This window comes from Agrococcus sp. Ld7 (assembly GCF_045064095.1).
Lineage (GTDB): Bacteria > Actinomycetota > Actinomycetes > Actinomycetales > Microbacteriaceae > Agrococcus.
The window spans coordinates 15,781-39,281 of record NZ_JBISGY010000028.1 but is presented as its reverse complement, the minus strand read 5'-3'; the positions used below and the strand labels follow the sequence as shown (position 1 = coordinate 39,281).

Annotated in this window: 23 protein-coding genes; 13 read left to right on the top strand and 10 right to left on the bottom strand. The window is 71.9% G+C overall.

Annotated elements, in window-relative coordinates:
* Positions 1-38 precede the first annotated feature (38 nt).
* On the top strand, positions 39-1,640 hold the full coding sequence (locus ACJJVL_RS07890) for a DEAD/DEAH box helicase (protein ID WP_405217977.1): 1,602 nt from the start codon (positions 39-41) through the stop codon (positions 1,638-1,640).
* Between the two features lie 148 nt (positions 1,641-1,788).
* Here the strand turns inward: ACJJVL_RS07890 and ACJJVL_RS07885 are convergent, their stop codons facing one another.
* Positions 1,789-2,691: a PHP domain-containing protein gene (locus ACJJVL_RS07885; RefSeq protein WP_405217976.1), complete on the bottom strand. Its 903-nt coding sequence runs from the start codon at positions 2,689-2,691 to the stop codon at positions 1,789-1,791.
* A gap of 60 nt (positions 2,692-2,751) precedes the next feature.
* On the opposite strand from ACJJVL_RS07885, the gene ACJJVL_RS07880 reads away from it, so the two are divergent.
* A complete protein-coding gene (locus ACJJVL_RS07880; protein WP_405217975.1) occupies positions 2,752-3,762 on the top strand; it encodes an endonuclease/exonuclease/phosphatase family protein in 1,011 nt (336 codons plus the stop codon).
* Between the two features lie 68 nt (positions 3,763-3,830).
* Here the strand turns inward: ACJJVL_RS07880 and ACJJVL_RS07875 are convergent, their stop codons facing one another.
* Genes ACJJVL_RS07875 through ACJJVL_RS07865 form a run of 3 tightly spaced genes read right to left on the bottom strand, consistent with a single transcriptional unit; the run spans position 3,831 to position 6,746 of the window.
* Positions 3,831-4,541, bottom strand: a complete 711-nt coding sequence (locus ACJJVL_RS07875; protein WP_405217974.1) for an esterase/lipase family protein — start codon at positions 4,539-4,541, stop codon at positions 3,831-3,833.
* Positions 4,522-5,331, bottom strand: coding sequence for an alpha/beta fold hydrolase (locus ACJJVL_RS07870; protein ID WP_405217973.1), 810 nt, complete (start codon positions 5,329-5,331; stop codon positions 4,522-4,524). The genes ACJJVL_RS07875 and ACJJVL_RS07870 overlap by 20 nt, the downstream gene beginning before the upstream one ends.
* Before the next feature lie 38 nt (positions 5,332-5,369).
* Entirely contained in the window at positions 5,370-6,746 is a 1,377-nt protein-coding gene (locus ACJJVL_RS07865) for an MFS transporter (RefSeq protein ID WP_405217971.1), read from the bottom strand.
* A 58-nt stretch (positions 6,747-6,804) separates the two neighbouring features.
* Here ACJJVL_RS07865 and ACJJVL_RS07860 point away from each other — a divergent pair, with 58 nt between their 5' ends.
* Complete coding sequence (locus tag ACJJVL_RS07860) at positions 6,805-7,338, top strand: ArsR/SmtB family transcription factor (RefSeq protein WP_405217969.1); 534 nt, start codon at positions 6,805-6,807, stop codon at positions 7,336-7,338.
* A 47-nt stretch (positions 7,339-7,385) separates the two neighbouring features.
* Positions 7,386-8,840 carry an aminopeptidase P family protein gene (locus ACJJVL_RS07855; RefSeq protein ID WP_405217968.1) on the top strand — a complete coding sequence of 485 codons (1,455 nt, stop codon included), beginning with the start codon at positions 7,386-7,388 and terminating at the stop codon, positions 8,838-8,840.
* A 162-nt stretch (positions 8,841-9,002) separates the two neighbouring features.
* On the opposite strand, the gene ACJJVL_RS07850 is transcribed toward ACJJVL_RS07855, so the two are convergent.
* Positions 9,003-9,767: a LysE/ArgO family amino acid transporter gene (locus ACJJVL_RS07850; RefSeq protein ID WP_405217966.1), complete on the bottom strand. Its 765-nt coding sequence runs from the start codon at positions 9,765-9,767 to the stop codon at positions 9,003-9,005.
* Positions 9,768-9,853: 86 nt separating this feature from the next.
* On the opposite strand from ACJJVL_RS07850, the gene ACJJVL_RS07845 reads away from it, so the two are divergent.
* A complete protein-coding gene (locus tag ACJJVL_RS07845) occupies positions 9,854-10,744 on the top strand; it encodes a LysR family transcriptional regulator ArgP (RefSeq protein WP_405217964.1) in 891 nt (296 codons plus the stop codon).
* A gap of 72 nt (positions 10,745-10,816) precedes the next feature.
* Here the strand turns inward: ACJJVL_RS07845 and ACJJVL_RS07840 are convergent, their stop codons facing one another.
* Entirely contained in the window at positions 10,817-11,443 is a 627-nt protein-coding gene (locus tag ACJJVL_RS07840; RefSeq protein ID WP_405218012.1) for a general stress protein, read from the bottom strand.
* Between the two features lie 86 nt (positions 11,444-11,529).
* On the opposite strand from ACJJVL_RS07840, the gene ACJJVL_RS07835 reads away from it, so the two are divergent.
* From ACJJVL_RS07835 to ACJJVL_RS07820, 4 genes are all read left to right on the top strand, one after another.
* Positions 11,530-12,759 carry a magnesium transporter MgtE N-terminal domain-containing protein gene (locus ACJJVL_RS07835; protein ID WP_405217963.1) on the top strand — a complete coding sequence of 410 codons (1,230 nt, stop codon included), beginning with the start codon at positions 11,530-11,532 and terminating at the stop codon, positions 12,757-12,759.
* Positions 12,752-13,255 (top strand): DUF1003 domain-containing protein, encoded by a 504-nt coding sequence (locus ACJJVL_RS07830; protein ID WP_405217962.1) that lies wholly within the window; start codon positions 12,752-12,754, stop codon positions 13,253-13,255. Before ACJJVL_RS07835 ends, ACJJVL_RS07830 begins: the two co-directional genes overlap by 8 nt.
* 53 nt (positions 13,256-13,308) lie before the next feature.
* The gene (locus ACJJVL_RS07825; protein ID WP_405217961.1) at positions 13,309-14,400 is read left to right on the top strand and encodes an Mrp/NBP35 family ATP-binding protein; all 1,092 of its coding nucleotides are present in this window, start codon (positions 13,309-13,311) and stop codon (positions 14,398-14,400) included.
* An 87-nt stretch (positions 14,401-14,487) separates the two neighbouring features.
* Positions 14,488-16,068, top strand: coding sequence for a cation:proton antiporter (locus ACJJVL_RS07820; RefSeq protein WP_405217959.1), 1,581 nt, complete (start codon positions 14,488-14,490; stop codon positions 16,066-16,068).
* 270 nt (positions 16,069-16,338) lie between these two features.
* On the opposite strand, the gene ACJJVL_RS07815 is transcribed toward ACJJVL_RS07820, so the two are convergent.
* On the bottom strand, positions 16,339-16,695 hold the full coding sequence (locus ACJJVL_RS07815; protein WP_405218011.1) for a Sec-independent protein translocase TatB: 357 nt from the start codon (positions 16,693-16,695) through the stop codon (positions 16,339-16,341).
* 86 nt (positions 16,696-16,781) lie between these two features.
* On the opposite strand from ACJJVL_RS07815, the gene ACJJVL_RS07810 reads away from it, so the two are divergent.
* On the top strand, positions 16,782-17,426 hold the full coding sequence (locus tag ACJJVL_RS07810) for an O-methyltransferase (RefSeq protein ID WP_405217957.1): 645 nt from the start codon (positions 16,782-16,784) through the stop codon (positions 17,424-17,426).
* A 90-nt stretch (positions 17,427-17,516) separates the two neighbouring features.
* Here ACJJVL_RS07810 and ACJJVL_RS07805 read toward each other — a convergent pair whose 3' ends face one another.
* From ACJJVL_RS07805 to dapE, 3 genes are all read right to left on the bottom strand, one after another.
* Entirely contained in the window at positions 17,517-17,690 is a 174-nt protein-coding gene (locus ACJJVL_RS07805; RefSeq protein WP_021010157.1) for a DUF3117 domain-containing protein, read from the bottom strand.
* 83 nt (positions 17,691-17,773) lie between these two features.
* On the bottom strand, positions 17,774-18,958 hold the full coding sequence (locus ACJJVL_RS07800) for a hypothetical protein (protein WP_405217956.1): 1,185 nt from the start codon (positions 18,956-18,958) through the stop codon (positions 17,774-17,776).
* Positions 18,940-20,037, bottom strand: coding sequence for a succinyl-diaminopimelate desuccinylase (gene dapE / locus ACJJVL_RS07795; protein WP_405217955.1), 1,098 nt, complete (start codon positions 20,035-20,037; stop codon positions 18,940-18,942). The genes ACJJVL_RS07800 and dapE overlap by 19 nt, the downstream gene beginning before the upstream one ends.
* Before the next feature lie 23 nt (positions 20,038-20,060).
* Here dapE and ACJJVL_RS07790 point away from each other — a divergent pair, with 23 nt between their 5' ends.
* The 3 genes from ACJJVL_RS07790 to ACJJVL_RS07780 all read left to right on the top strand — a co-directional run bounded on the left by ACJJVL_RS07790 (position 20,061) and on the right by ACJJVL_RS07780 (position 23,494).
* Positions 20,061-20,984, top strand: a complete 924-nt coding sequence (locus tag ACJJVL_RS07790; RefSeq protein WP_405217953.1) for a DapH/DapD/GlmU-related protein — start codon at positions 20,061-20,063, stop codon at positions 20,982-20,984.
* A gap of 117 nt (positions 20,985-21,101) precedes the next feature.
* Positions 21,102-21,890, top strand: a complete 789-nt coding sequence (locus ACJJVL_RS07785) for an ABC transporter ATP-binding protein (protein ID WP_405217951.1) — start codon at positions 21,102-21,104, stop codon at positions 21,888-21,890.
* Positions 21,872-23,494: a hypothetical protein gene (locus ACJJVL_RS07780; RefSeq protein WP_405217950.1), complete on the top strand. Its 1,623-nt coding sequence runs from the start codon at positions 21,872-21,874 to the stop codon at positions 23,492-23,494. The genes ACJJVL_RS07785 and ACJJVL_RS07780 overlap by 19 nt, the downstream gene beginning before the upstream one ends.
* The last annotated feature ends 7 nt before the right edge of the window (positions 23,495-23,501 follow it).

Sequence of the window (23,501 nt, the reverse complement as noted above, 5' to 3'; positions counted from 1 at the left end):
TAGGATTGCCGGAGTATACGAACAGGCGGAACACTCCCTTGACTTTCCAAGACCTCAACATCGACGCCGACATGGTCCAGGCTCTCGCCGACCGCGGCATCCTCGAGCCCTTCCCGATCCAGCAGCAGACGATCCCGCTTGCGCTCTCGGGGCAGGACATCATCGGCCAGGCCAAGACCGGCACCGGCAAGACCTTCGCGTTCGGTCTTCCTCTCTCGCAGCGGCTGGGCGAGACGCCCGCACCGGGTGTGCAGGCGCTCATCGTCGTGCCCACGCGCGAGCTCGCGGTGCAGGTGACCGAAGACCTGGAGCTCATCACCTCCAACCGGCCCACCACGGTCGTCTCGATCTACGGCGGCAAGGCCTACGAGGGCCAGATCGACCAGCTGAAGGCCGGTGCCCAGATCGTGGTCGGCACCCCCGGTCGCCTGCTCGACCTCGTGCAGCAGCGCATCCTCGACCTCTCGAACGTCAAGGAGATGGTGCTGGACGAGGCCGACCGCATGCTCGACCTGGGCTTCCTGCCCGACGTCGAGAAGCTCTTCTCCAAGGTGCCGGGCGTGCGCCACACGATGCTGTTCTCGGCCACCATGCCGGACGCCATCGTCGGGCTCGCGCGGCGCTTCATGTCGCGCCCGCTGCACATCCGCGCCACGAACGTCGACGAGACGATCGCGCAGGCGAACATCGAGCACATCGTCTACCGCGCGCACGCGCTCGACAAGGACGAGGTGATCTCGCGCATCCTGCAGGCCGATGGGCGCGGCAAGGCGGTCGTGTTCACGCGCACGAAGCGCGCCGCCTCCCGCATCACCGAGGAGCTCATCGACCGCGGCTTCAACGCCGCCGCCGTGCACGGCGACATGAGCCAGGAGGCTCGTGAGCGCGCCATGGCGCAATTCAAGGCCGGCAAGAAGGATGTGCTGATCGCAACCGACGTCGCCGCCCGCGGCATCGATGTCGACGACATCACGCATGTGATCAACCACACGCTCCCCGAGGACGAGAAGGCGTACCTGCACCGCGTGGGCCGCACGGGCCGCGCTGGCCGCACCGGCATCGCCGTCACCTTCGTCGACTGGGATGACCTGCACAAGTGGGCCCTCATCGACCGCGCGCTCGAGTTCAACAGGCCCGAGCCGGTGGAGACCTACTCCTCCAGCCCGCACCTCTACACCGACCTGAACATCCCCGAGGGGGTCAAGGGTCGTCTCACGACCACCCCGCCCCACAAGGAGGCCAAGCGCGAGGGCGTCGCGCCCGGCGGCCGCGGCGGCGAGCGCGGCGGACGCGGCGAGAGCGGCGGACGCAGCGAGCGCGGCGGTCGCAGCGAGAGCGGCGAGCGCAGCGGTCGCAGCGGCGACGGTGCCGAGCGCGCCGAGGGCGATGGCCGGCGGCGGCGCACCCGCAGCGGCCGCGGTCGCTCCGGTGGCGAGGGCCAGCAGGCCGATGGGGCACCGTCGCGCGACCAGCATGCCGGTGGCGAGCAGCCCAGCGCCCAGCCGGTCGAGGGCCGCGGCACGCACGACGGCGGCGGCAGCGAGCACCACGACGGCAACCCCGCTCCCCGGCGTCGGCGTCGCCGTCGCTCGGGCGGCGGTGGCGGCGGCGCGAACGCGCCCCAGGCGCCGCAGGCCTGACGCCTCCCCGCAGCGACGCTGCGCACGGCCGCTCCGCAGCTGCGGGGCGGCCGTGCTGCATTCCGCGCCGCGAGCCTCGCGTGCAGCCGCAGCCACCGAAGCCTTGCGCTCTCAGCGCCGCGCTTCGGCCTCGGCGTCCCGCGGATCGTCAGCGCTGCGGCAGCACCGGCGGCCACCCCGTGGCGCGCCGCACGATCTCGGCGACCACGGCGGGATCCGTCGTGTGCTCCCCGAGCCGGTTGGGCTTGCCCGTGCCGTGGTAGTCGCTCGATCCGGTGACCAGCAGATCGTGCTGCGCCGCCTCGGCCAGCAGCCGTCGACGGTCGGTCTCGTCATTGTCGCGGTGCCAGACCTCGAGTCCGCCGAGGCCCGCGTCCACCAGGTCGCCCAGCACGCCCATCCGCAGCACCGGTCGTCCCCTGCCGCCGGGGTGCGCGAGCACCGAGACACCGCCCGCCTCGCGGATGATGCCGATCGCCTCCTCCGGCGCGGGTGCGCGATGCGGCTGGTAGTAGCCGCCCTGCCAGTGCAGGATGCCCTCGAAGGCCGATGACCGGTCGGGGACGATGCCGAGCGTGACGAGCGCGTCGGCGATGTGCGGGCGACCGATCGTCGCGCCCGGCGCGGAATGCTGCTCGACGTGCTCCCAGCGCAGCGGGTAGTCCCTGCCGATCGCGTGCACCATGCGCTCTGCACGGGTGATGCGCTCGGTGCGGATGCGCTCGCGCTCCCCCATGAACGCGGGCGCCTCGGGGTCGAGCAGGTAGCCGAGCACGTGCACGCTCGCCGGGCCGATCTGGGAGGAGAACTCGACGCCCGGCAGCAGCGCGACGCCGGTCTCGCGAGCGGCATCCGTCGCCTCCGCCCACCCCGCGACCGTGTCGTGATCGGTGAGCGCGATGACGCCGAGCCCGGCTGCCGCGGCCGCGCGCACGACGGCTCCGGGCGCATCCATGCCATCGGATTCCCGCGAGTGCGTGTGCAGGTCGGCGGGGCCGAGTGCGCTCCAGTCGACGTCGGTCGGCTCGCCCTCAGCCCGGTGTCGCTCCATGCCGCCAGCCTACGCGCGCGCCCTCCCGACGACGCTCAGCCGATCGCCTACGCTCGCACCATGCTCGCGATCCTCGGCTGGCTGCTCGCCATCGTCATCGCGGGCTGCTTGACCGTCGCCGCATGGCCGCAGGCGTTCGGCCTCGAGCAGGCGCCGGTCGTGGCGCAGGTGGTCTCGATGCGCATCGGGGTGGTCGGCATCGCCATCGTGCTGCTGCTGCTCTTCCTCGCCTTCGTCGGCTGGCGACGGGTGCGGCCCTTCGTGCTCGGGGTGGTGTCGCTGCTGCTGGCGTTCGTGCTCGTCTCCTCGGGCATCCACCTCTCCCGCGGCGTCGATGCGAGCCAGACGCTCTCGGAGGGGGTCGACGGCGACATCGTCGTGCTCACCTGGAACACGCTCGGCGACGAACCCGGCGTCGACGAGATCGCGCGCATCGTCGACGAGACCGGTGCGGATGCGGTGATGCTGCCCGAGACGACGCTCACCACGGGCGTCGCGGTCGCCGAGCTGCTCCGCGAGACCGGCAAGCCCTTCTGGGTGCACACGACGGGCTACTCCCCCTCCTACGGCGCGCTGAACACGACGCTGCTGATCTCCGCGGCGCTCGGCGAGTACACGACGGATCTCGAGGTGGGCGGCACCCGCACGCTCCCGACGGTGGTCGCGCGCCCCGACGACGGCGAGGGGCCGGTGCTCGTCGCCGCGCACCCGGTCGCACCCGTGCTCGGCCAGATGCGCAACTGGCGGGCCGACCTGGAGTTCGTCGCGGGCCTGTGCGACGGCTCCGACTCGATCATCATGGCGGGCGACTTCAACTCGACGCTGGATCACTGGTGGCAGCACCGCGCCGACGGCGGCGACCTCGGCGTCTGCCGCGACGCCGCCACCGCGGTCGGCGCCGGCGCGGTCGGCACGTGGCCGACCTGGGCGCCGGTCTGGCTCGGCACGACCATCGACCACGTGGTCGCCACGCCCGACTGGACGCCGGTCGCCGCGCGCGTCCTCACCGGCCTGGACGATGCCGGCACCGACCACCGCCCCGTGGTCGTGCGCCTGCGCCAGACCAGCTGACCCGCGAGCCGCGCCGCGCCCACTCGCCCCCGCCCACTCGGGCGGAGAGGCGCGTCAGCGGGCGCGCGTCAGCGGGCGCGCGTCAGCGCGTCGACGGCGGCGAGCACCGCGCGTGCCGCCTCGGCGGTCGCGAGCGGCCGGAAGTGCCCGTTCGCGCGCAGCCGCACGCCCGCCGTGCCCTCCGGGATCAGGTTGCCGGGGATGTGCGGGTCGATGTCGGGCAGCACGACGCGGATGCGCGCGTCGGCGCTCCGCTCCGCCGCGAGGGCGCGCAGAGACTCGTTCGTGGGGTCGAACTCCCGGATCGCGGCATTCCGCATCAGCCTCGCGCGGGACGACCCGGCGAATGGCGTAGCGAGCGCCACGAGTCCCGCCGGCTGCGGCAGCTGCGGCTCACCCGCTCGATCCACGAGCATCCGCTTGCCGCTCAGCCCGCCCTTGGAGTGGCCGACGAGCACGACCTGCGCCTGGGGGTGGGCCGCTGCGACGCGATCGACTGCCACCCGCACGAGCACTGCGGCCTCGTGCACCGGCATCAGGTGCCTGCCCAGCTCCGGCACGAAGTGCACCGCGTGGCCCGCGTGCACGAGCCGCTTGCCGAGCGGCTCCATGAAGTGCCAGCGCTCGACGACGCCGGGGATCATGATGCAGTGCACGCGGGCACCGGGCATCCCGGTCACGCTCGGCGGCCGAGGGTCGAGCGTCGACCTCAGGTGCATCCGCGCCGCGAACTGGTAGTCGCGTGCCCACACGAGCACCTCACGCAGCGTGATCGGCACCGGCGAACTCCTGGATCATCGACGCGACCGGCTCCGCGCCGGTGACCATGGCCTCGTGCCCGCGGCCCTCCGCGACCCGCAGGCGACCATCCGGCAGGCCCGCGACCACCTGCCGCACCCAGTCGGCAGGGGCGACGCGATCCTCGTCGCCCCGGATCACGAGCGTGGGCTGCTGGATGCGCGGCAGCACCGCGCGGATGTCGTGGTCGAGCATCGTCCGGAGCTTCCGCAGGTACCAGCGCGGCCCGGTCCGGAGGTAGAGGCGCGCGCCGATGGCGGCGACGATCGGTGGATCGTTCGCCAGATCCTGCACCAGGCGCAGCGCCTGCTGCCAGCCGGTGCGCTCGGCCGCGTTCACCGTTGGGGCGATCAGCACCACGCTCTGCACGAGCTCCGGATGCCGCGCGGCGAGCTCGGCGACCACCTGGCTGCCCATCGAGTGGCCGACCGCGACGCAGGGCACGCTCGCGTGCGCCTCGATCGCGTTCGCCACCAGGTCGGAGAGCTCGGGCATCGACAGCGACTGCGACGGCTCCGGGGACGTGCCGAAGCCTGGCAGGTCGAGCGTGACGACGTCGAACGTGCGCGTGAGCTCCGCTCGCAGCAGCCCGAAGTACTGCTGCCCCATGCCGATGCCGTGCACCAGGACGGCGCAGGGCGCGTCGGCGCGCGGCCAGCGACGCACGATCACCGAGTGCTCCCCCTCGGTGTGCGCGGCGCTCACCGCGTCTGCGAGCCCGTCGGCGGCAGCACGCCACTGCGCGACGCGCGCGCTGCTCAGGATCCCCACCCCTCCAGGGTAGGCCCGGCGGCTGAGCGAGCCACGCGTCAGGATCCGCCGTCGGGCAGCCGCCGCAGCAGCCAGAACGGACCGATCACCACGCACAGCGTCGACAGCAGCTGGCCCGCGGCCCCGGCCCACAGCGTCGGCACCACGCCAATCCAGGTGCCCAGGCCGCCAGCGAGCAGCGCCGCGATCGGCATGACGCCCCAGACGCAGAAGCGCACGGATGCGTTCATGCGGCCGAGGAGGCGCGTCGGCGTGATGCGCTGACGGAACGTCACCTGCGTGATGTTGTAGACCAGCACGGCGAAGCTGCCGACGAACAGCTGCGCGACCAGGAGTGGGAACGCGATCGTCGGCACGGCAGCGGCCAGCGGCAGCACGAGCGCAGCGAGCCCGAACGCGATCGCGCTCACCGGGATCGCTCGCGCCTCGCCGAGCCGACGGACGATGTGCGGGGTCGCGATTGCGCCAGCGAGCCCGCCGACCGAGCCGAGCGACAGGATGATCCCCATCTCCACGGGGCTCAGGCCGAGCTCGCGCAGCAGGAAGATCGGCAGCAGCGTGAACGACATCGTGCTGAAGAAGTTCGAGATGCCGGTGGTGCCGACGATGCGCCGCAGCAGCGGGTTGCCGAACACCCAGCGAAGGCCCTCCGCGATCTCGCGGCCGATCGGCGCACGATCATCTGCGGCGCGCGGCACCTCGTGATCGCGCGTCAGCAGGAGCGCCACGAAGGACGCGAGGTACGTCGCGACCGTCGCGACGATCGCGAGCGGCGCCATGATCGCGCCGATCAGCCATCCGCCGACCGCGGGGCCGGCGATGTTCGCCAGCTGCCCCGTGGCCTCGAGCTTGCCGTTGGCCTCAGCGATCTGGCTGGGTCGCACGAGCGAGGGGATGAGGCTCTGGTAGGACACGTCGAAGAAGACGGTCGCGACGCCGACGACGAGCGCGACGAGCACCAGGTGCCACATTGCGAGCACGTCGGCCCACCAGAGCACCGGCACCACCAGCAGCGCGACCGCACGCACCGCGTCCGCCCAGATCATCACGCGCCGCTTGCGCAAGCGGTCGATCCAGGCACCCGCCGGCAGCCCGACGACCAGGAAGGCGGCGACACCCGCGGCGCCCAGCACCCCCACCTCGAACTCGCTGGCCTGGAGCAGCAGCACCGCGAGCACGGGGATCGCGAGTTCGGTCACCTGCGACCCGACCTGCGCGAGCGCTTGGCCCGACCACAGCGTGAGGAAGTTCGCGTCGCGCCACAGCGAGCTGGTCCTGCCGGCATCGCCCGCCCGCCCCGGCGTCGCGGCGGAGGGACCGCCGGCCCGCACGGACGTCGAAGGCGTCGCATCCGGTGGCGTCGCGTCGGGTGGCGTCGCACCCGGTGGCGTCGCCTGCGGCTGTGATTGGGACATGTCGATCAGTATGCGCGTGCGATTGAGGAGTGTCAATCGATGTCGCTAGCATGTGTGCATGGTGCAGGAGCCCCGTGAGGCAGTGGCCGAGAGTGATGCCGACGTGCAGGCGCGCGCACGCGCCCTCAGCTCGCCGCTGCGGCTGCGCGTGCTCCGACTGTGCGCGTTCGAGGCGCGTACGAACAAGGAGCTCGCGCAGCTGCTGGGCGTCAACCCCGGGACGATGCTCCACCATGTGCGCACGCTGGTGCAGACCGGCTTCCTCGCCGCAGAGCCCGACCGCTCGGGCACCGGCGGGGCGCGCGAGGTGCCCTACCGTGCCACAGGACGCTCCTGGACGACTCGGGTGCCGGAGATCTCCCCGGTGCTGCTCGAGACGTTCCTGCAGCAGATCGACGGCGTGCCGCCCGACATGATCGACATCTCCTGGATGGGGCTGAAGCTCAACGATGAGCACCGCGAGGAGTTCCAGCAGCGCCTCTTCGAGCTGATGAACGAGTTCAAGGAGCGCGGCCCAGACCCGGACGGGGAGACGATCGGCGTGTTCACCTCCGTCTACGCCGACTTCAACCCGGCCGCGCCGGAGCGCTGACCCGCTGCCCCTCCCCCGCCCCGGCCAGTCGGTGGGACACTGGGGGCATGAGCAGTGATTCCACCACGACACAGCCCACCACCAACCGCTCGACGACACCGACGTCGTCGGCCTTCACCGAGCACATCCAGTCGGGTTGGGCCGAGCGCGATGAGACGACACCGTCGCCGCGCGCAGCAGCCGCCTTCGCGGCGGCGCGGCGCGCACGCATCTCGGCCCTCCACCCCGGTGTGCGGCTGGTGATCCCCGCCGGCGGGCTCAAGGTGCGCTCGAACGACACCGACTACCCCTTCCGCGCCCACCCCGACTTCACCTACCTCACCGGGTGGGGATCGGATGCCGAGGCCGACTCGGTGCTCGTGCTCGAGCCCGTCGCGGGTGCCGACGAGCACCGCGCGACCCTCTACTTCCGCGGACCCGCCGGCCGCGGCACCACCGAGTTCTACGCCAACCCGGCGATCGGCGAGTTCTGGGTCGGGCCGCGCCCCTCGCTCGCGCACGTCGCCGCCGATCTGGGCCTCGAGGTCGCCGACCTGAGCGAGCTCGGCGCCGCGCTCGCGGGCGCCGGCGACGTGCTGGTCGTGACCGGTGCCGACCCCGCCGTCGAGTCGCAGCTGACCACGGCGAACCCGGATGGCGACCTGCTCGCGCGGGACCTGAGCGAGCAGCGGCTCGTGAAGGACGAGCACGAGGTCGCCGAGATCCAGGCGGCGGTCGATGCCACCGCGCGCGGCTTCGACGATGTCATCGCCGACCTGCACACCGCCTCGCAGCACGAGCGCGGCGAGCGCGTCGTCGAGGGCGCCTTCCACCGCCGCGCGCGCCTGGATGGCAACGCCGTCGGCTACGACACCATTGCCGCATCCGGGCACCACGCCTGCTACCTGCACTGGACCCGCAACGACGGCGCCGTGCGCGACGGCGACGTGATCCTGCTCGACGCTGGCGTCGAGGTCGACAGCCTCTACACGGCCGACATCACGCGAACGCTGCCCATCTCCGGCTCGTTCAGCGAGGTGCAGCGCCGCATCTACGAGGCCGTCCTCGAGGCGGCCGACGCCGCCTTCGCGATCGTGAAGCCCGGCATCATCTTCAAGGAGGTGCATGCCGCCGCCATGGAGGTCATCGCGCGTCGCACCGCCGAGTGGGGCCTGCTGCCGGTCGCTGCGGAGGTCTCGCTCGAGCCCGACCAACAGCTGCACCGCCGCTGGATGGTGCACGGCACCAGCCACCACCTGGGCCTCGACGTGCACGACTGCGCGCAGGCCCGCCGTGACTTCTACCACGACGGCGTCGTGCGCGAGGGGATGGTCTTCACCATCGAGCCCGGCCTCTACTTCCAGGCCGATGACCTCACGGTGCCGGACGAGTTCCGCGGCATCGGCATCCGCATCGAGGACGACATCCTCGTGACCGCGGATGGCGCGGTCAACCTCTCGGCCGCGATCCCGCGCACCGCCGACGAGGTCGAGACGTGGATGCGCGAGGTCCGCGCGCGCTGACGCGCGCCGCGCGCCCGCCCCGCCGATCCAGGCGACGCGTGTCAGGTTGTTGCACTTTCTCGCTCCCGCGGCTGCAACAACTCGACACGCGGCGCTCAGCCTTGCCGTGGCGGGTGGGCGCGGCAGCGGGTGGGCGCGGGGGCGGATGGGCGCGCGGACGCGTCAGCCCGTGACGAGCATGACCGCGATCATGAGCATCACGAGCGCGATGCCGCCGTCGAGGATGCGCCAGGCGCGCTCGGTGCGCAGCAGCGGCGCGAGGTAGCGGGCGCCGTAGCCGAACCCGACGAACCAGACCGTGCTCGCCGCGATCCCGCCTACCAGGAACCACCAGCGGGCATCGCCGTAGGTGCCGGCGACGGAGCCCAGCACGACCGTGGTCTCGACGATCGCATGGGGGTTGAGCCAGGTGACGGCGAGGATCGTGAGGAAGACGGTCATCCGCCCGCCGCGCTTGCGCTTCGTGGTGAAGCCGGTGGTCGGCATGGCACGCTCCGTCGCGATCGCCCGGGTCGGCGTAGCAGCCCCACTGGCCGCATCCGCGTCTGCGCACGACGCGACGCGTCCAGCGCCCTCCGCTCCCTCGTGCAGCAACGGGTCGGCCGGCTCGTCCGGTGCGGCCTCCAGCGACCCGCCGCCGCGGATCGCGCGTCGGATGCTGAGCGCCGCGAAGCCCACGATGAAGGCGGCTCCCGCCCATCGCGCGAGCGTCTCGAGCCACGGCTGCGCCGTGATGAGGGTGGCGACGCCGGCAACCCCCACGAACTGCAGGATGGCGTCGCTCACCACGCAGACCAGCACCACGATGCCGACGTGCTCGCGTCGCAGTCCCTGCCGCAGCACCACGGCGTTCTGCGCGCCGATCGAGAGGATCAGGCCGAGGCACAGCGCGAAGCCCGACAGCAGCGCGACGATCCCCTGGTCCATGACCACGACGCTAGGACAACCAGCGGATGCAGTCCAACGATTGTTTCTTCGCCAACGTAAGCCAAACTGCATCTAGTGTGGTCGGCATGGAACTGCCGCTCGATTATCTGCGCACCCTGGCCGCCGTCGTCGACGCGGGCACGCTCGAGCGCGCGGCATCCGCGCTGGGCATCACGCCCTCAGCAGTGAGCCAGCGCCTCCGGGCGATCGAGCACCGCACGGGCCGCATCGTGCTGCAGCGCACGAAGCCCGTGCGCCCAACGGAGGCCGGGGAGACGCTCGTGCAGCTCGCCCGCAAGCTCGCGCTGCTCGAGCATGACGCGCTGACCGCGCTCGGCGCCGCCGCAGGCCCGACCACAGCACCGCGCGTGCCGCTGGCGGTGAATGCCGATTCGCTCGTCACGTGGTTCATGCCCGCGCTCACCGCAGTCACCGCGCAGACGCCCGCCACCTTCGATCTGCACCGCGAGGACGAGGAGCGCACGGCGCAGCTGCTGCGAGCCGGCACCGTCATGGCCGCGGTCACCGCGCAGCGCGAGCCAGTCTCGGGCTGCATCGCGTCACCGCTCGGCAGCATGCGATACGTGCCGGTCGCCGAGCGTGCGTTCGCGGCACGCTGGTTCGGGGACGGGCTGACCAGGGCTGCGCTCGAGACCGCCCCCATCGTGGACTTCGACGCGAACGACACGCTGCAGGCGCGGTTCGCGAAGCGGCACGGCGCACGCACCGCCGCGCCCCGGCATCGCATCTCGGCGTCCGCCGAGTTCGCGCAGGCGGTGCGGATGGGCCTCGGCTGGGGCATGCTGCTGCCCGGTCAGTTCGAGCGCGGCGTGGCCGACGGCTCGCTCGTCGTGCTGGCCGATGATGCGGTCGCGGTGCCGCTGTGGTGGCAGCGGTGGAACATCCAGTCGCCCCTGCTCGACCTCGTCAGCGATGCGGTGGCGGATGCTGCCCTGCGGTCGGGCGCAATCTCCTGATCGCGCGCTGCTGACCGCAAGGCTGATCGCGCGCGCTCGACGCGAGGCCGGTGTCCCTCGCGCCTCGACGACCTAGGAGCGAGGCGGCTCGCGCCGCTCCGGCGCCGGCGTCGACGCACCCGTGCGCTCCCCCGGCCCGTCTGCGGATGCGCCCGTCGGCTGCTCCATCTGCTCCGGCGACCCGTGCGGCGGCGGCGCGCTCTGCAGCTGCGCTTCGCTCGGCACGGCGGCGCCCTCGCGCTGGCCGATGACCTGCATCGCACGACCGGCGACCGTCTGCGGTGCCACGACGTCGTACCGAGCCGCGAGCACCTGCTGCGTCGACGCGAAGTCGCGCTTGCGACGGATGATCGCGTGCTGCACGACCGCGAGCAGGATGCCGAATGCGAGGCCGAGCAGCGGGAACACCAGCACCGAGGTGATGGCCTCCGGCACGAACACCAGGAACATCAGGCCCAGGAACGCACCGAAGCCGAGGCCGCGGATCGCGCCGCGCATGGCGACCTTGCCCCAGGTGAGTCGGCCGACGATGCGCTCGACGAGCTTCAGGTCGTTGCCGATGATGGCGAGGCCCGCGAGCTCGGTGTCGGAGCTCGAGACCTTCGCGACCGCAGCCTGCGCCTGCGCATACGTCTCGTAGGAGGCGACGACCACGCCGTTCGGCAGATGCTGGTCGCCAGCCATGGATCGCTGGAACATGCTCACCGGCCCAGTCTTCCACGCGACCCCGCGAGGCGCGGCCCGGTTCGCTATCGGCGTCAGCCTCGCGCGGTACGTTGGTGGCCATGAGCGCACCCACGGTCTTCGTCGCGCGCCTCGCGGGCGCGGGCGTGTTCGACCCCGCCGGCGAGCGCATCGGCAAGGTGCGAGACGTCGTCGCGGTGCCGAGGCAGGATGCGTCCCCCCGCGTCGTCGGACTGGTGGTGGAGGATCGCGGCCGCCAGCGGGTCTTCCTCTCGATCGGTCGCGTGCTCTCGATCGGTGGTGGCCAGCTCATCGCCTCGACCATCAGCGATCGTCGCTTCAGCCAGCGCGGCAGCGAGCGGCTGCTGCTCGCCGACGTCCTCGGCCGCAGGGTCACACTGCAGAACGGCTCCAGCGCAGTGCTGGAGGATCTGTCGATCGCCGAGCAGGGGCCCGGCGAGTGGGAGGTGTTCGAGCTCTTCCTCCGCAAGCCCAAGGTCGGCCCATTCGGCAAGGGGCCGACCAGCCTTGCTCGCTGGAACGACGTGCGCCACGAGCGCGACGCCGAGCACGACACCGAGCACCTGCTGGCCACGCTCGAGGAGCTGCCCGCGGCCGATGCGGCATCGGCCATGCTCGACCTGCCGCAGCAGCGCATGCTGGAGGTCGCCGAGGACCTCTCGGACGACCGCCTCGCCGACATCCTCGAGGAGATGCACGAGGATCGGCAGATCGAGATCCTGGCCTCGCTCGAGGACGGGCGCGTTGCCGACGTGCTCGACCAGATGGAGCCCGACGACGCGGCCGACCTGCTGGGCCACATGACGGCGGAGCGCGGCGAGACGCTGCTGGGCCTCATGCACCCGGATGAGGCCGAAGACGTGCGGATGCTGCTGTCGTTCGACGCCGACACCGCCGGCGGCCTGATGACCACGGAGCCGATCATCCTCGCCTCCGACTCGACGGTCGCCGAGGCGCTCGCGCTCATCCGCCGGCACGAGGTCGCACCCGCGCTGGCGGCCGCCGTCTGCGTCACGCTGCCGCCGTACGAGGCGCCGACGGGCCGATTCCTCGGCATGGTGCACTTCCAGCAGCTGCTGCGGTATCCGCCGAACGAGCGCGTCGGCACGCTGCTCGACGAGCAGATCGAGCCGGTGCTCGCGAGCGATTCCGCGGCGGAGGTCACACGGCAGCTCGCCGCCTACAACCTGGTCTCGGTGCCCGTGGTCGACCCCGCCGGCCGGCTCGTCGGCGTGGTCACGATCGACGACGTGCTCGACCACATCCTGCCCGAGGACTGGCGAGCGCAGGAGGAGGCATCGCATGGCTGAGCGCAGCGAAGACTTCTCGCGCCCGAAGGAGCAGCGCCGACGCATCCGCCTGCCCGAGTCGAAGGATCGCTTCGGCCGCTTCACCGAGGCGTTCGCGCGCGGCATGGGAACCCCTGCATTCCTCATCGGGATGACGATCTTCTGCACCTTCTGGCTCGGCTACAACTCGCTCGTGCCGCCCGCGGCGCAGTTCGATCCGCAGTCGCAGGGCTTCCCGCTGCTCACCCTCGTGCTCAGCTTGCAGGCCTCCTACGCCGCGCCGCTGCTGCTGCTGGCCCAGAACCGCCAGGACGACCGTGACCGCGTGCAGATCGAGCAGGACCGTCTGCGCGCGGAGCGCAACCTGAACGACACCGAGTACCTGGCGCGCGAAGTCGTCGCCCTGCGGATGGCGATGCGCGACATGGCGACGCGCGAGTTCATCCGCGCCGAGCTGAAGTCGTTCGTCGACGACCTCGACGAGCGCCGCGACCGCGACGAGCGCACGGCTCGGTGACAGCGGCGACGGGCACGGCTGCGCGTCGGCGCTCGCGCTGAGATGATCGACCCATGGTGACCTCGATCGACCCCGCGCTGCAGCGCGCGCTCGCGACCGTCATCGACCCAGAGATCCGTCGGCCGCTCACCGAGCTCGACATGATCCCCGCCGCCACCCTCGAAGGCGGCATCGCGCGCATCCGCCTCGAGCTCACGGTGGCCGCCTGCCCCGCGGCCGACCGCATCCAGGCGGATGTGGTGCAGGCAGCATCGTCGGTGCCCGGCGTCGAGCGGGTGGAGATCGACCTCGGCGTCATGGCCCCCGAGACCCGCCAGGCCCTCGTTGCGCGGCTGCGCGGCTCGCGGCCGCAGCAGTTCGGCCCCGACACCCTCACCCGCATCATCGCGGTCGCGAGCGGCAAGGGCGGGGTCGGCAAGTCGACCGTCACCGCCAACCTCGCGGTCGCGCTGGCCGCCCGCGGGCTGGCCGTCGGCGTCATCGATGCCGACGTGCACGGCTACTCGATCCCCGCACTGCTGGGCACCGACGCGAAGCCCACGAGGGTCGGCGACATGATGATGCCGCCGCAGGCGCACGGCGTGCGGCTGGTGTCGATCGGGATGTTCGTCGACGGCAACCGCTCCGTCTCCTGGCGCGGCCCGATGCTGCACCGCACGCTCGCACAGTTCGTCACCGACGTCTGGTGGGGCGACCTCGACGTGCTGCTCATCGACATGCCACCGGGCACCGGCGATGTCGCGATCTCGCTCGGCCAGCTGCTGCCGCACGCCGAGGTGCTCGTGGTGACGACCCCGCAGAAGGCCGCGGCCGACGTCGCCGAGCGAGCCGCCGAGGTCGCGCGGCAGACGGGCCAGAGCGTGCTCGGTGTGGTCGAGAACATGGCGGGGCTGCCCCAGCCCGACGGCAGCATCCTCGACCTGTTCGGCTCCGGCGGCGGCGATGAGGCGGCGCGCCGGTTGGACGTGCCGCTGCTGGCGCGCATCCCGCTGTCGGTCGCGCTGCGCGAGGGCGGCGACGCGGGCGCGCCTGTCGTGCGCGAGGCACCGGCTGACCCGGCGGCAGCAGCGATCATCGCGCTCGCCGAGTCGCTGCGCGGCACCCGGAGCATCTCCGGTCGCAGCCTGCCGATCTCGCCCGCCTGAGGGACGCTGGCGTCGGCGCATCTGCGCTTCGCGCCGCTTCATGCGTGCGAGCCGTGCGGCGTTTTGGAACCCCGGCATACTGTCCCCATGGGCATCGCCGTGACGTATCTCGCGTTGATCTTCGGCTGTGGCCTGCTCGCGAGGCTGCTCAAGCTGCCGGCGTTGATCGGCTTCCTCGGTGCGGGGTTCGCGCTCAACGCGCTGGGTGTGGAGCAGGTCGACGCGCTCTCGGTGCTCGCGGACATCGGCGTGACGCTGATGCTCTTCGCCATCGGGCTGCGGCTGGATCTGCGCAGCCTGCTCGGCAAGCACGTATGGGTCACCGCTGGCGCACACATGGTGCTGCTCACGGTCATCGGCACGGCGTTCCTCGCGGGCATGAGCGCACTCGGCGCGTTCGGCCCGGAGCCGCTGCACGTGCTCGCGACGCTCGCGCTGGTGCTGTCGTTCTCGAGCACCATCTTCGTGGTCAAGATGCTGCAGGAGCGCGGCGACGAGCAGGCGCTCTACGGCAGCATCTGCATCGGCGTGCTGATCATGCAGGACATCGTCGCCGTGGTGGTGATCTCGATCTCCCGCGGCCAGGCGCCGAGCCTGTTCTCACTCGGTCTGCTCATCGTCATCCCGGCGCTGTACTGGGCGACCCGGCACTGGTACCGGCTCGGCCACGGCGACATGGGGGCACTGTTCGGCATCGCGATGGCTCTGATCCCCGGGTACGCGCTGTTCGAGTGGCTCGGACTCTCCGGCAGCCTCGGTGCGCTGGTCATGGGGCTCATCCTCGCCCCGCATCCGGGCGCCGACCAGCTGTCGCACACGCTGTTCACGGTCAAGGAGCTGCTGCTGGTCGGCTTCTTCGTCACGATCGGGTTCCAGGGCCTGCCGACGTGGCACAACGTGGGTGTCGGGATGCTGCTGCTGCTCCTCCTGCCGCTGCACGCCCTCGCGTACTGGGGATTGCTGTGGCTGCTCGGGATGCGCAACCGCACGAGCGTGCTCTCGGCGCTGCTGCTCTCGAACTACTCCGAGTTCGCGCTGATCATCGCCGCGATGGGGGTCTCTGCGGGCTGGCTCGCACCGCACTGGCTGCTGTCCCTGTCGATCGCCGTGTCCGCTGGCTTCATCGTCTCTGCCCTGGTGAACCCGCGCAGCGTGTCGCTGGCCTCCAGGTTCGCCCAGCGACTGCCGGCGCGGCCGCCGCACAAGATCCACCCGGACGACCGCCCCATCGAGCTCGGCGACGCGACCGCGATCGTGCTGGGCATGGGCCGGGTCGGCCTCGCCACCTACCGGCAGCTCACCGAGGCGCATCAGTACACCGTGCTGGGCGTGGAGCACGATCCGACGCGTGTGCACCACCTGCGCGAGCGCGGGGTCAACGTGGTCGAGGGCGATGCCACCGACTACGACTTCTGGGCTCGACTGATCGGATCGGGCACGGTGCGCATCGTCGTGCTCGCCATGCCCGCCCAGCACGCCAACATCGATGCGCTGCGCGAGCTGCGCAGCTTCGGCTACGGTCAGGTCACGGTCGCCGCGGTCGCGTCGTACCAGGAGGACGTCGAGGAGCTTGAGTCGCTCGGACTCGACGCGGTCATCCGCCTGTACGAGGGTGCCGGCGAGACGCTCGCGGACCGGTCCGTCGCCGCAGCGCGCGAACTCCCGTAGGTTCGGATTCCGGCGGTGCCGACTCGTCAGTTCGGAGCTCCGCCCTGCGCGATATCGAGCGCGACGATCCGCAGCAGGTCATGGCGCGGGTGACAGGCAACGACAAGCGCGGCAACGAGCGCGTGGGCGGCGATCACCGGCAGAACCGCTGATCTTCGACGGTCCGCACGAGCTGACCGAGATGCACATCGCGCTCAGCCTGCGCGCGAGCGTCGCTGGGTCGCTGGGGCAGCTCGAGCAGTGCCGCCGCGGGCGGGCAGCAGGCGCGGCCTACGTGGCCTCATCGTCAAAGCGCATCGGTCCGGCCTCGCGTCGCGGCCTCGCGGTCGTCCGCAGCACCCTCGGCTTCGGCGCCGCGGCGGCTGCGGCCGCAGGCTCATCCCGAAGCGCATCCATCACGATGCGGCGCGGGTCGTACTGCCGCGGATCCAGCTTCTTCCAGTCGACGTCGTCGAACTCCGGGCCCATCTCCTCGCGCATCCGCTCCTTCGCGCCGCCCGCGAGATCACGCAGGGTGCGAACGAGGGTGCCCAGCTTCTCCGCGAGCATGGGCAGGCGCTCGGGGCCGATGAGCACAGCCGCGAGGATCAGAATGATCATCAGCTTGTCGAGCGTGATGCCTGCCAGGGACACCCCACTAGGGTAGCGAGCACTGCGGCGAGCCCCGGACAGCCCCGGGCGCCGCGGTCGCTACGCTCGACGTCGGAGGAACCGTGCAGATAACACCGCTCATCGCCAAGTACCTCGACGAGCTCGCCTCGGAGGATGAGACGCTCACCGCGGCCCGCGACGCATCGCTCGAGCTGGGCGTCACGCCGATCGCACCCGCCGTGGGCGCGCAGCTCGCTGCGATTGCCGCCACGACGCAGGCGGCAGCCATCCTGGAAGTGGGCACCGGCGCCGGCGTGAGCGGTCTTTGGCTGCTGCGCGGCGCCCCGAGCGCGACGCTCACCTCCATCGACACCGAGCTCGACCACCAGCAGCACGCCCGCGCGGCGTTCGCCAAGGCCGGCATCCCCGTCACGCGCGCCCGCCTCATCACCGGCAAGGCGCGCGACGTGCTGCCGCGCATGAACGAGGCGAGCTACGACATCGTGTTCCTGGACGCCGATGCCGCGAACCTGCTCGAGTACGTCGAGCATGCGCTCTCGCTCGTGCGGGTGGGCGGATCCGTGCTCGTCGCGCACGCGCTCATGGGCGGCAAGGTGGCTGATCCTGCCCAGCGCAGCGACGAGGTCGCCGACCTGCGCGCGCTGCTCAAGGAGCTCTCGACCTCCGACGCCGTGCGTGCGGCCGTGACGCCCGTGGGCGACGGTCTGCTGCAGATCGTGCGGCTGCCGGAGCCGGCCTCCGCCTGAGCGAGCCCCCGCGCTCGGATCGAACGACGAACGGGCCCGATCCGCACTGGATCGGGCCCGTTGTCATCGGCCCTCATCGGCCGATCTTGATCAAGCGGTGACGACGACCTCGCCGAGCGCCTTGTGCAGCGCGGCAGCCTCTTCGTCGTTCACGGAGACGACCAGGCGTCCCCCACCCTCGAGCGGGACACGCACGACGATGAGCCTGCCCTCCTTGACTGCCTCGAGCGGTCCATCACCCGTGCGTGGTTTCATGGCGGCCATGCGGCTCCCCCTTCAGTTCCTGTGGGTCCATTATCTCACGTCTCGGTGACACGAGTGTCCGAGCGCGCACTGCGACGCTTGTGCTAGGGAACGGTCCAGTCGCTGCCCACCACGTGCCAGCAGAACCAGATCCACACCGGCTGCAGGGCGATGCAGGCCGCCAGCAGCACAGCGCGCGCCCACGAAGGCCTCACGGCCGCGAGGATGACCGCCACCGGGAAGATGGGCATGAGCAGGCGCCACGTCGACGACTGCGGGAACCACACCGCGGCGAGGTAGACGAGATAGCCGACGACCCACAGCTTCGCCTCGATGCCGACGGTCGCCGCCCAGGGCCCCGCGAGCAGCACCACCGCGGCGAGCACGATGCCCACGAGCCACAGCGGCCACCATGGGCCGAACCACCACTCGAGCCCGATCGGCCAGGTGGTGAACGGCACCAGCTCCTGCCTGCCGATGTAGGCCGACCGCCACGAGAGCTCGGTCTCGACGTAGGCGGTCAGGCTGCCGGTCGCGATCGTGCAGGCGATCAGCCAGCCGAAGCCCCACAGCGCGCTCCAGGCGCCGAGCCCGACGAGCATCCACCGCTCCCGCGCCTCGAACGCGCTGCGCTCGCGCCACCAGCGCAGCAGGAACCACAGCCCCAGCGCGAGCGCGAGCGCGAGGCCGCCGGGCCTCGTGAGCGCCATGATCGGGATCAGCACCCACAGCCACTCCCACTCGCGCAGCCTCCACGCCAGCAGCACGGCCGCGAGCAGCAGCAGGAAGAGCGCCTCGGCGTAGCCGAGCTGCAAGACCGGCGCGAGCGGCGAGAGCAGCACGATCGCGAGCGCGAAGCGCTCCCTACCGGGCGCGATCTCGGCGAACAGGCGGTAGGCCACGAGTGCGAACGCCGCGGATGCGAGCACCGAGAGGAGCACGGCCGCACCCTCCCACGGCAGGCCCGCGACCATGAGCAGTCGCGCGAGCATCGGGTAGACCGGCATGAAGGCCCAGGCGTTCTCGCCCACGTGCCCCGACTCGTCCAGCGGCAGCTCGGTGGGATACCCGCTCATCGCGACGATGAAGTACCAGTGCGCGTCCCACATCGTCGAGTAGTCGAGCAGATCGGGACCCGCTGCCGTCCACGAGCTCTGCTCCTGGCGACCGGCGAAGGCGCCGAGCAACGCCGTGCTGACCAGCCGCGAGACGAGCCACAGCGCCAGCGGCCACAACCACCAGCGCTCGCGCTCGGATGCGCGGGGAGGCGTCAGGCTCGCGAGAGCCACGCGCGCAGGCTCTGCTCGGTCGCGACGATCTGCGCGACCGGCACCGACTCATCGTCGGCGTGGGCCTTGGAGGGGTCGCCGGGCCCGAAGTTGACGGCGGGGATGCCGAGGGCGGAGAAGCGGGCGACATCCGTCCAGCCGTATTTCGGCTGCGGCGTCGCGCCGACCGCATCGATGAACTCCTGCGCGAGTGGCGCGTCGAGCCCCGGCCGCGCCCCGGATGCGGCATCGACGACGCGCACGTCAAAGCCCTCGAAGAGCTCGACCACGTGGTCGGTGGCCTCCTCGACCGAGCGCGAGGGCGCGAAGCGATAGTTGACCTGCACGACGCACTCGTCGGGGATGACGTTGGTGGCGACACCGCCGGAGATCAGGACCGCGTTCAGTCCCTCGCGGTAGCGCAGCCCGTCGACGTCGACCTCCCGCGGTCGATAGGACTGCAGCACCTGCAGCACGTCCGCAGCATCGTGGATGGCGTTGTGCCCCATCCAGGCGCGTGCGGAGTGCGCCCGCACGCCGCGGGTGCGGATCTCTGCGCGCAGCGTGCCGTTGCAGCCGCCCTCGATCGCACCGTTGGACGGCTCGCCGAGGATCGCGAAGTCGGCCTGCATGAGCTGCGGATGGCTCAGCGCCAGTCGGCGCAGGCCGTTGTGCTCCTCGCCGACCTCCTCGTGGTCGTACCAGATCCAGGTCACGTCGAAGGCCGGCTCCGCCAGCTCGACGGCGAGCTTCAGCTGCACGGCGACGCCCGCCTTCATGTCGACCGTGCCGCGCCCCCAGATGTGCTGCTCGCCGCCCACGACGGCATCCCGTGTCGGGAGGTTGCCGTTGATCGGCACGGTGTCGATGTGCCCCGCGAGCACGACGCGGCGGTCGCGCCCCAGGTCGGTGCGCGCGACCACCGTGTCGCCGACCCGCGTCACCTCGAGGTGGTCCGCCGTGCGCACGGCTGCCTCGATCGCGTCGGCGAGCGGGCTCTCGTTGTCGGAGACGGAATCGATGTCGCACAGCTGCCGGGTCAGGTCGACGGTCGAGGCGCTGAGGTCGAGCGCGAGCAGGTCACGAGGGGAGGCCGTCATGGGCTCCAGCCTAGACTTGGGGCATGGCTCGCCCCGCACACGGACATGCACTCGTCACCGTCTTCCAGGGCCGGGTGCTGGACGCCTGGTACCCGGCGCCCGCGCTCGGCTCCGCGAGCGGCGACGCGCAGTGGGTCGGCGGGACCGAGCTGGACGGCCTCACGGGCTCCGTGCCCGCGCGCGGCGTGGAGCTGGAGCTGCGGCACGTCGAGATCGACCTGGATGCCGCGCCCGCCTCGGCCGAGGACGCCTACCTGCGCCTCCACCTGCTCAGCCACCGCCTCGTGCAGCCGAACACCATCAACCTCGAGGGGCTCTTCGGAATGCTCCCGCTCGTCGCGTGGACCAGCGGCGGCGCCGTGGCCCCGGAATGGGCCAGCGCGCACCGCGTGGAGCTGCAGCGCGCCGGGCTGCAGGTGCAGCTCGTCGACCGCTTCCCGCGCATGACCGACTTCGTGATCCCTGATGGCGTGCGGATCGGCGACGCCAGCCGCATCCGCCTCGGTGCGCACCTCGCCCCCGGCACCGTGGTCATGCACGAGGGGTTCGTGAACTTCAACGCCGGCACGCTCGGCGCATCCATGATCGAGGGGCGCGTGTCACAGGGCGTCGTGATCGGTGACGGCACCGACATCGGCGGCGGCGCATCGATCATGGGCACTCTCTCGGGTGGCGGCAGGGAGCGCATCGCGCTCGGCGAGCGCGTGCTGCTGGGTGCGAACGCCGGCGTCGGCATCTCCATCGGCGACGACTCGGTGGTGGAGGCGGGCCTCTACGTCACCGCCGGCACGAAGGTGACGCTCCTGCCGAGCGGTGAGCGGGTGAAGGCCGTCGAGCTCTCCGGGCGTCCGGGGCTGCTCTTCCGCCGCAACTCGGTCTCGGGGGCCGTCGAGGTGCTCGCACGCGATGGCGACGGTGTCGCGCTGAACGCGGCGCTGCACGGCTGATCCGCACTGCGGCGCTGCCGTTGCGGGGGCCACGGACACCGCGCGGTCGCAGCGCGCTGACCGATTGCTGAGCGTGCTCACGGCTTCGCGCCCAGCCGAACGTTGGATGATGAGGGCATGTCGCATCCTGAGCCGCACGCAGCGCCCTTGCCTCCCGTGCTCGCGCTGCGCGAGCTGACCAAGCGATTCGGTCAGAAGGTGGCCGTCGACCGGCTCTCGCTCGACGTGCCGCACGGCACCATGTTCGGGCTGCTCGGGCCGAACGGAGCCGGCAAGACGACGACGCTCTCGATGGCGACGGGGCTCCTGCGCCCCGATGCGGGCACGGCATTCATCCATGGCGTCGACGTCTGGGCCGATCCCCCGGCGGCCAAGGCCCGCATGGGGGTGCTCCCCGATGGCGTGCGACTGTTCGACCGCCTCACCGGCGCCGAGCTGCTGCGCTATCACGGGCTGCTGCGCGGCCTGCCGGAGGCTGACGTCACCGCCCGCGCCGCCGAGCTGCTCGACGCGCTGGACCTGGTCGAGGCCGGGTCGACCCTCGTGATCGACTACTCCGCCGGCATGCGCAAGAAGATCGGGCTCGCGTGCGCGCTGATCCACGCGCCCCGCCTGCTGCTGCTGGACGAGCCCTTCGAGGCGGTCGACCCGGTCTCGGGCGAGACGATCCGGGAGATCCTGCGCGGCTTCGTGGCGTCGGGCGGCACGGTCGTGCTCTCCAGCCACGTGATGGAGCTGGTGGAATCGCTCTGCGACCGCATTGCGATCGTGGCCGATGGGCGCGTGCTCGCAACCGGCACGCTCGACGAGGTGCGGCAGGGGCAGCCGCTGCAGCGGCGGTTCCTCGACCTGGTCGGCACCCATGCGCTCGGCGCAGAGAGCCTGTCGTGGTTGCGCTCCTCGTAGGGCTGCGGCTGCGGCAGCAGTGGCGCACGCTGACGGGCAGCCCGTGGGCGATCGTCACGCTCGTCTTCGCCGTGCTCGGCTCGGTCGGCCTGCTGAGTGCGATCGCCGCGCTGATGGGAGCGCTGCGCGTCCTGTCGCCGGAGGCCGCCCCGGATGCCGTCGTGCTGCTGGGCGCGGCGCTCGTCATCGGGTGGGCGGTCGCGAGCCTGCTCCTGTCTTCGGACGACGCGCTGGCACCCGAGCGCTTCTCGATGCTCCCCGTGCCCGCACAGCGCCTGCTGCCGGGCGTGCTGCTGGCTGGAGCGATCGGCGTCGGCGGCATCGCCACCCTCATCGCCCTGCTGCTGACGCTCATCGGCTGGAGCGTCTCCCCCGCTGCCCTGCTCACCGCTGCCCTGCTCCTGCCGCTGCAGCTGGCCACCTGCCTGCTCGCAGGACGCGCCCTCGCGGCTGCCCTGGCTCGCCAGCTGTCGAAGCGGGGAGGTCGCGACCTCGTGATCGTGATCGGCAGCGTGCTCGGCATCTGCGCCGGCATCCTCGTGCCCGTGGTCGCGGCGGGCGTCAGCGCCGTCGGCGCGAGCGAGTCGCTGCCGGGAGCCATCGCCGGCGTCGTCGCGTGGACGCCGATGGGTGCCGCGTGGGGCGTGCCGCACGCGGCGGCGGCCGGCGACGCGATCGGTGCCGGCGCCAAGCTGGTGATCGCCCTCGCGACCGCGGTGCTCCTGTGGCGCGTGTGGGCACACGACTTCCGCTCGCGCCTGACGGCGCCGATCGCATCCGGCGGGGGTGGCCGCGTGCACAGCGGCGCGTGGATCGACCGGCTGCTGCCATCGACACCGGTCGGGGCAATCGCGGCGCGTGGCCTGCGCTACCGGTTCCGCGACCCGCGGCACCTCGTGAATGTCATCGGCGTGCCGCTCGTGCCGCTGCTCGTGCTCGGCATGAACCAGATCGTGAGCGTCTCGTTCGAGGCGCAGTCGTTCGAGACCGCCCCCGACCTCGGCGCGGCGGCCGGCATCGGGGCGATGCTCGTGCCGCTGTTCGGCGCCCTCGTGCTGATGACGATCGCGCAGCTCGATGCCGCCTACGACAACTCGGCGCTCGCCGCGCACGTGCTCACCGGCGTCTCCGGCACCGCCGATCGCGCCGGCCGAGCCCTCGGCATGGCCGTGCTGTTCGGGCCGTTGCTCATCGTGACCGTGATCGCCTCGATCGCCATTGCGGGCCGCTGGGATCTGCTGCCGGGCTCGCTCGGTGCCACGCTCGGCACGGCAGGGGTCGTCGTCGGCGTCGGCGCGGCGATCAGCCCGTGGATGCCCGGCCAGACACCCGCGCCCGAGGCGAGCCCGTTCGGCGCGGGCTCGTCCGGGGGCGCGCAGGCGCTGCTGGGAGCGCTGATCATGATGGCCGCAGCCGGGACCGTCGGCGCGCCCGCGATCGGCACCGCCATCGCCTCGGCGTGGATCCCCTGGCTCGGCTGGCTGAGCCTGGCGATCGGCCTCGCGGTGGGCGCGCTCGCCATCTGGCTCGGCGTGCGGATCGGCGGCAGGGCGCTCGACCGCCGCTGGCCCGAGCTGCTGGCGGCCGTCTCGCGCGCGGCCTGAGGCGCTC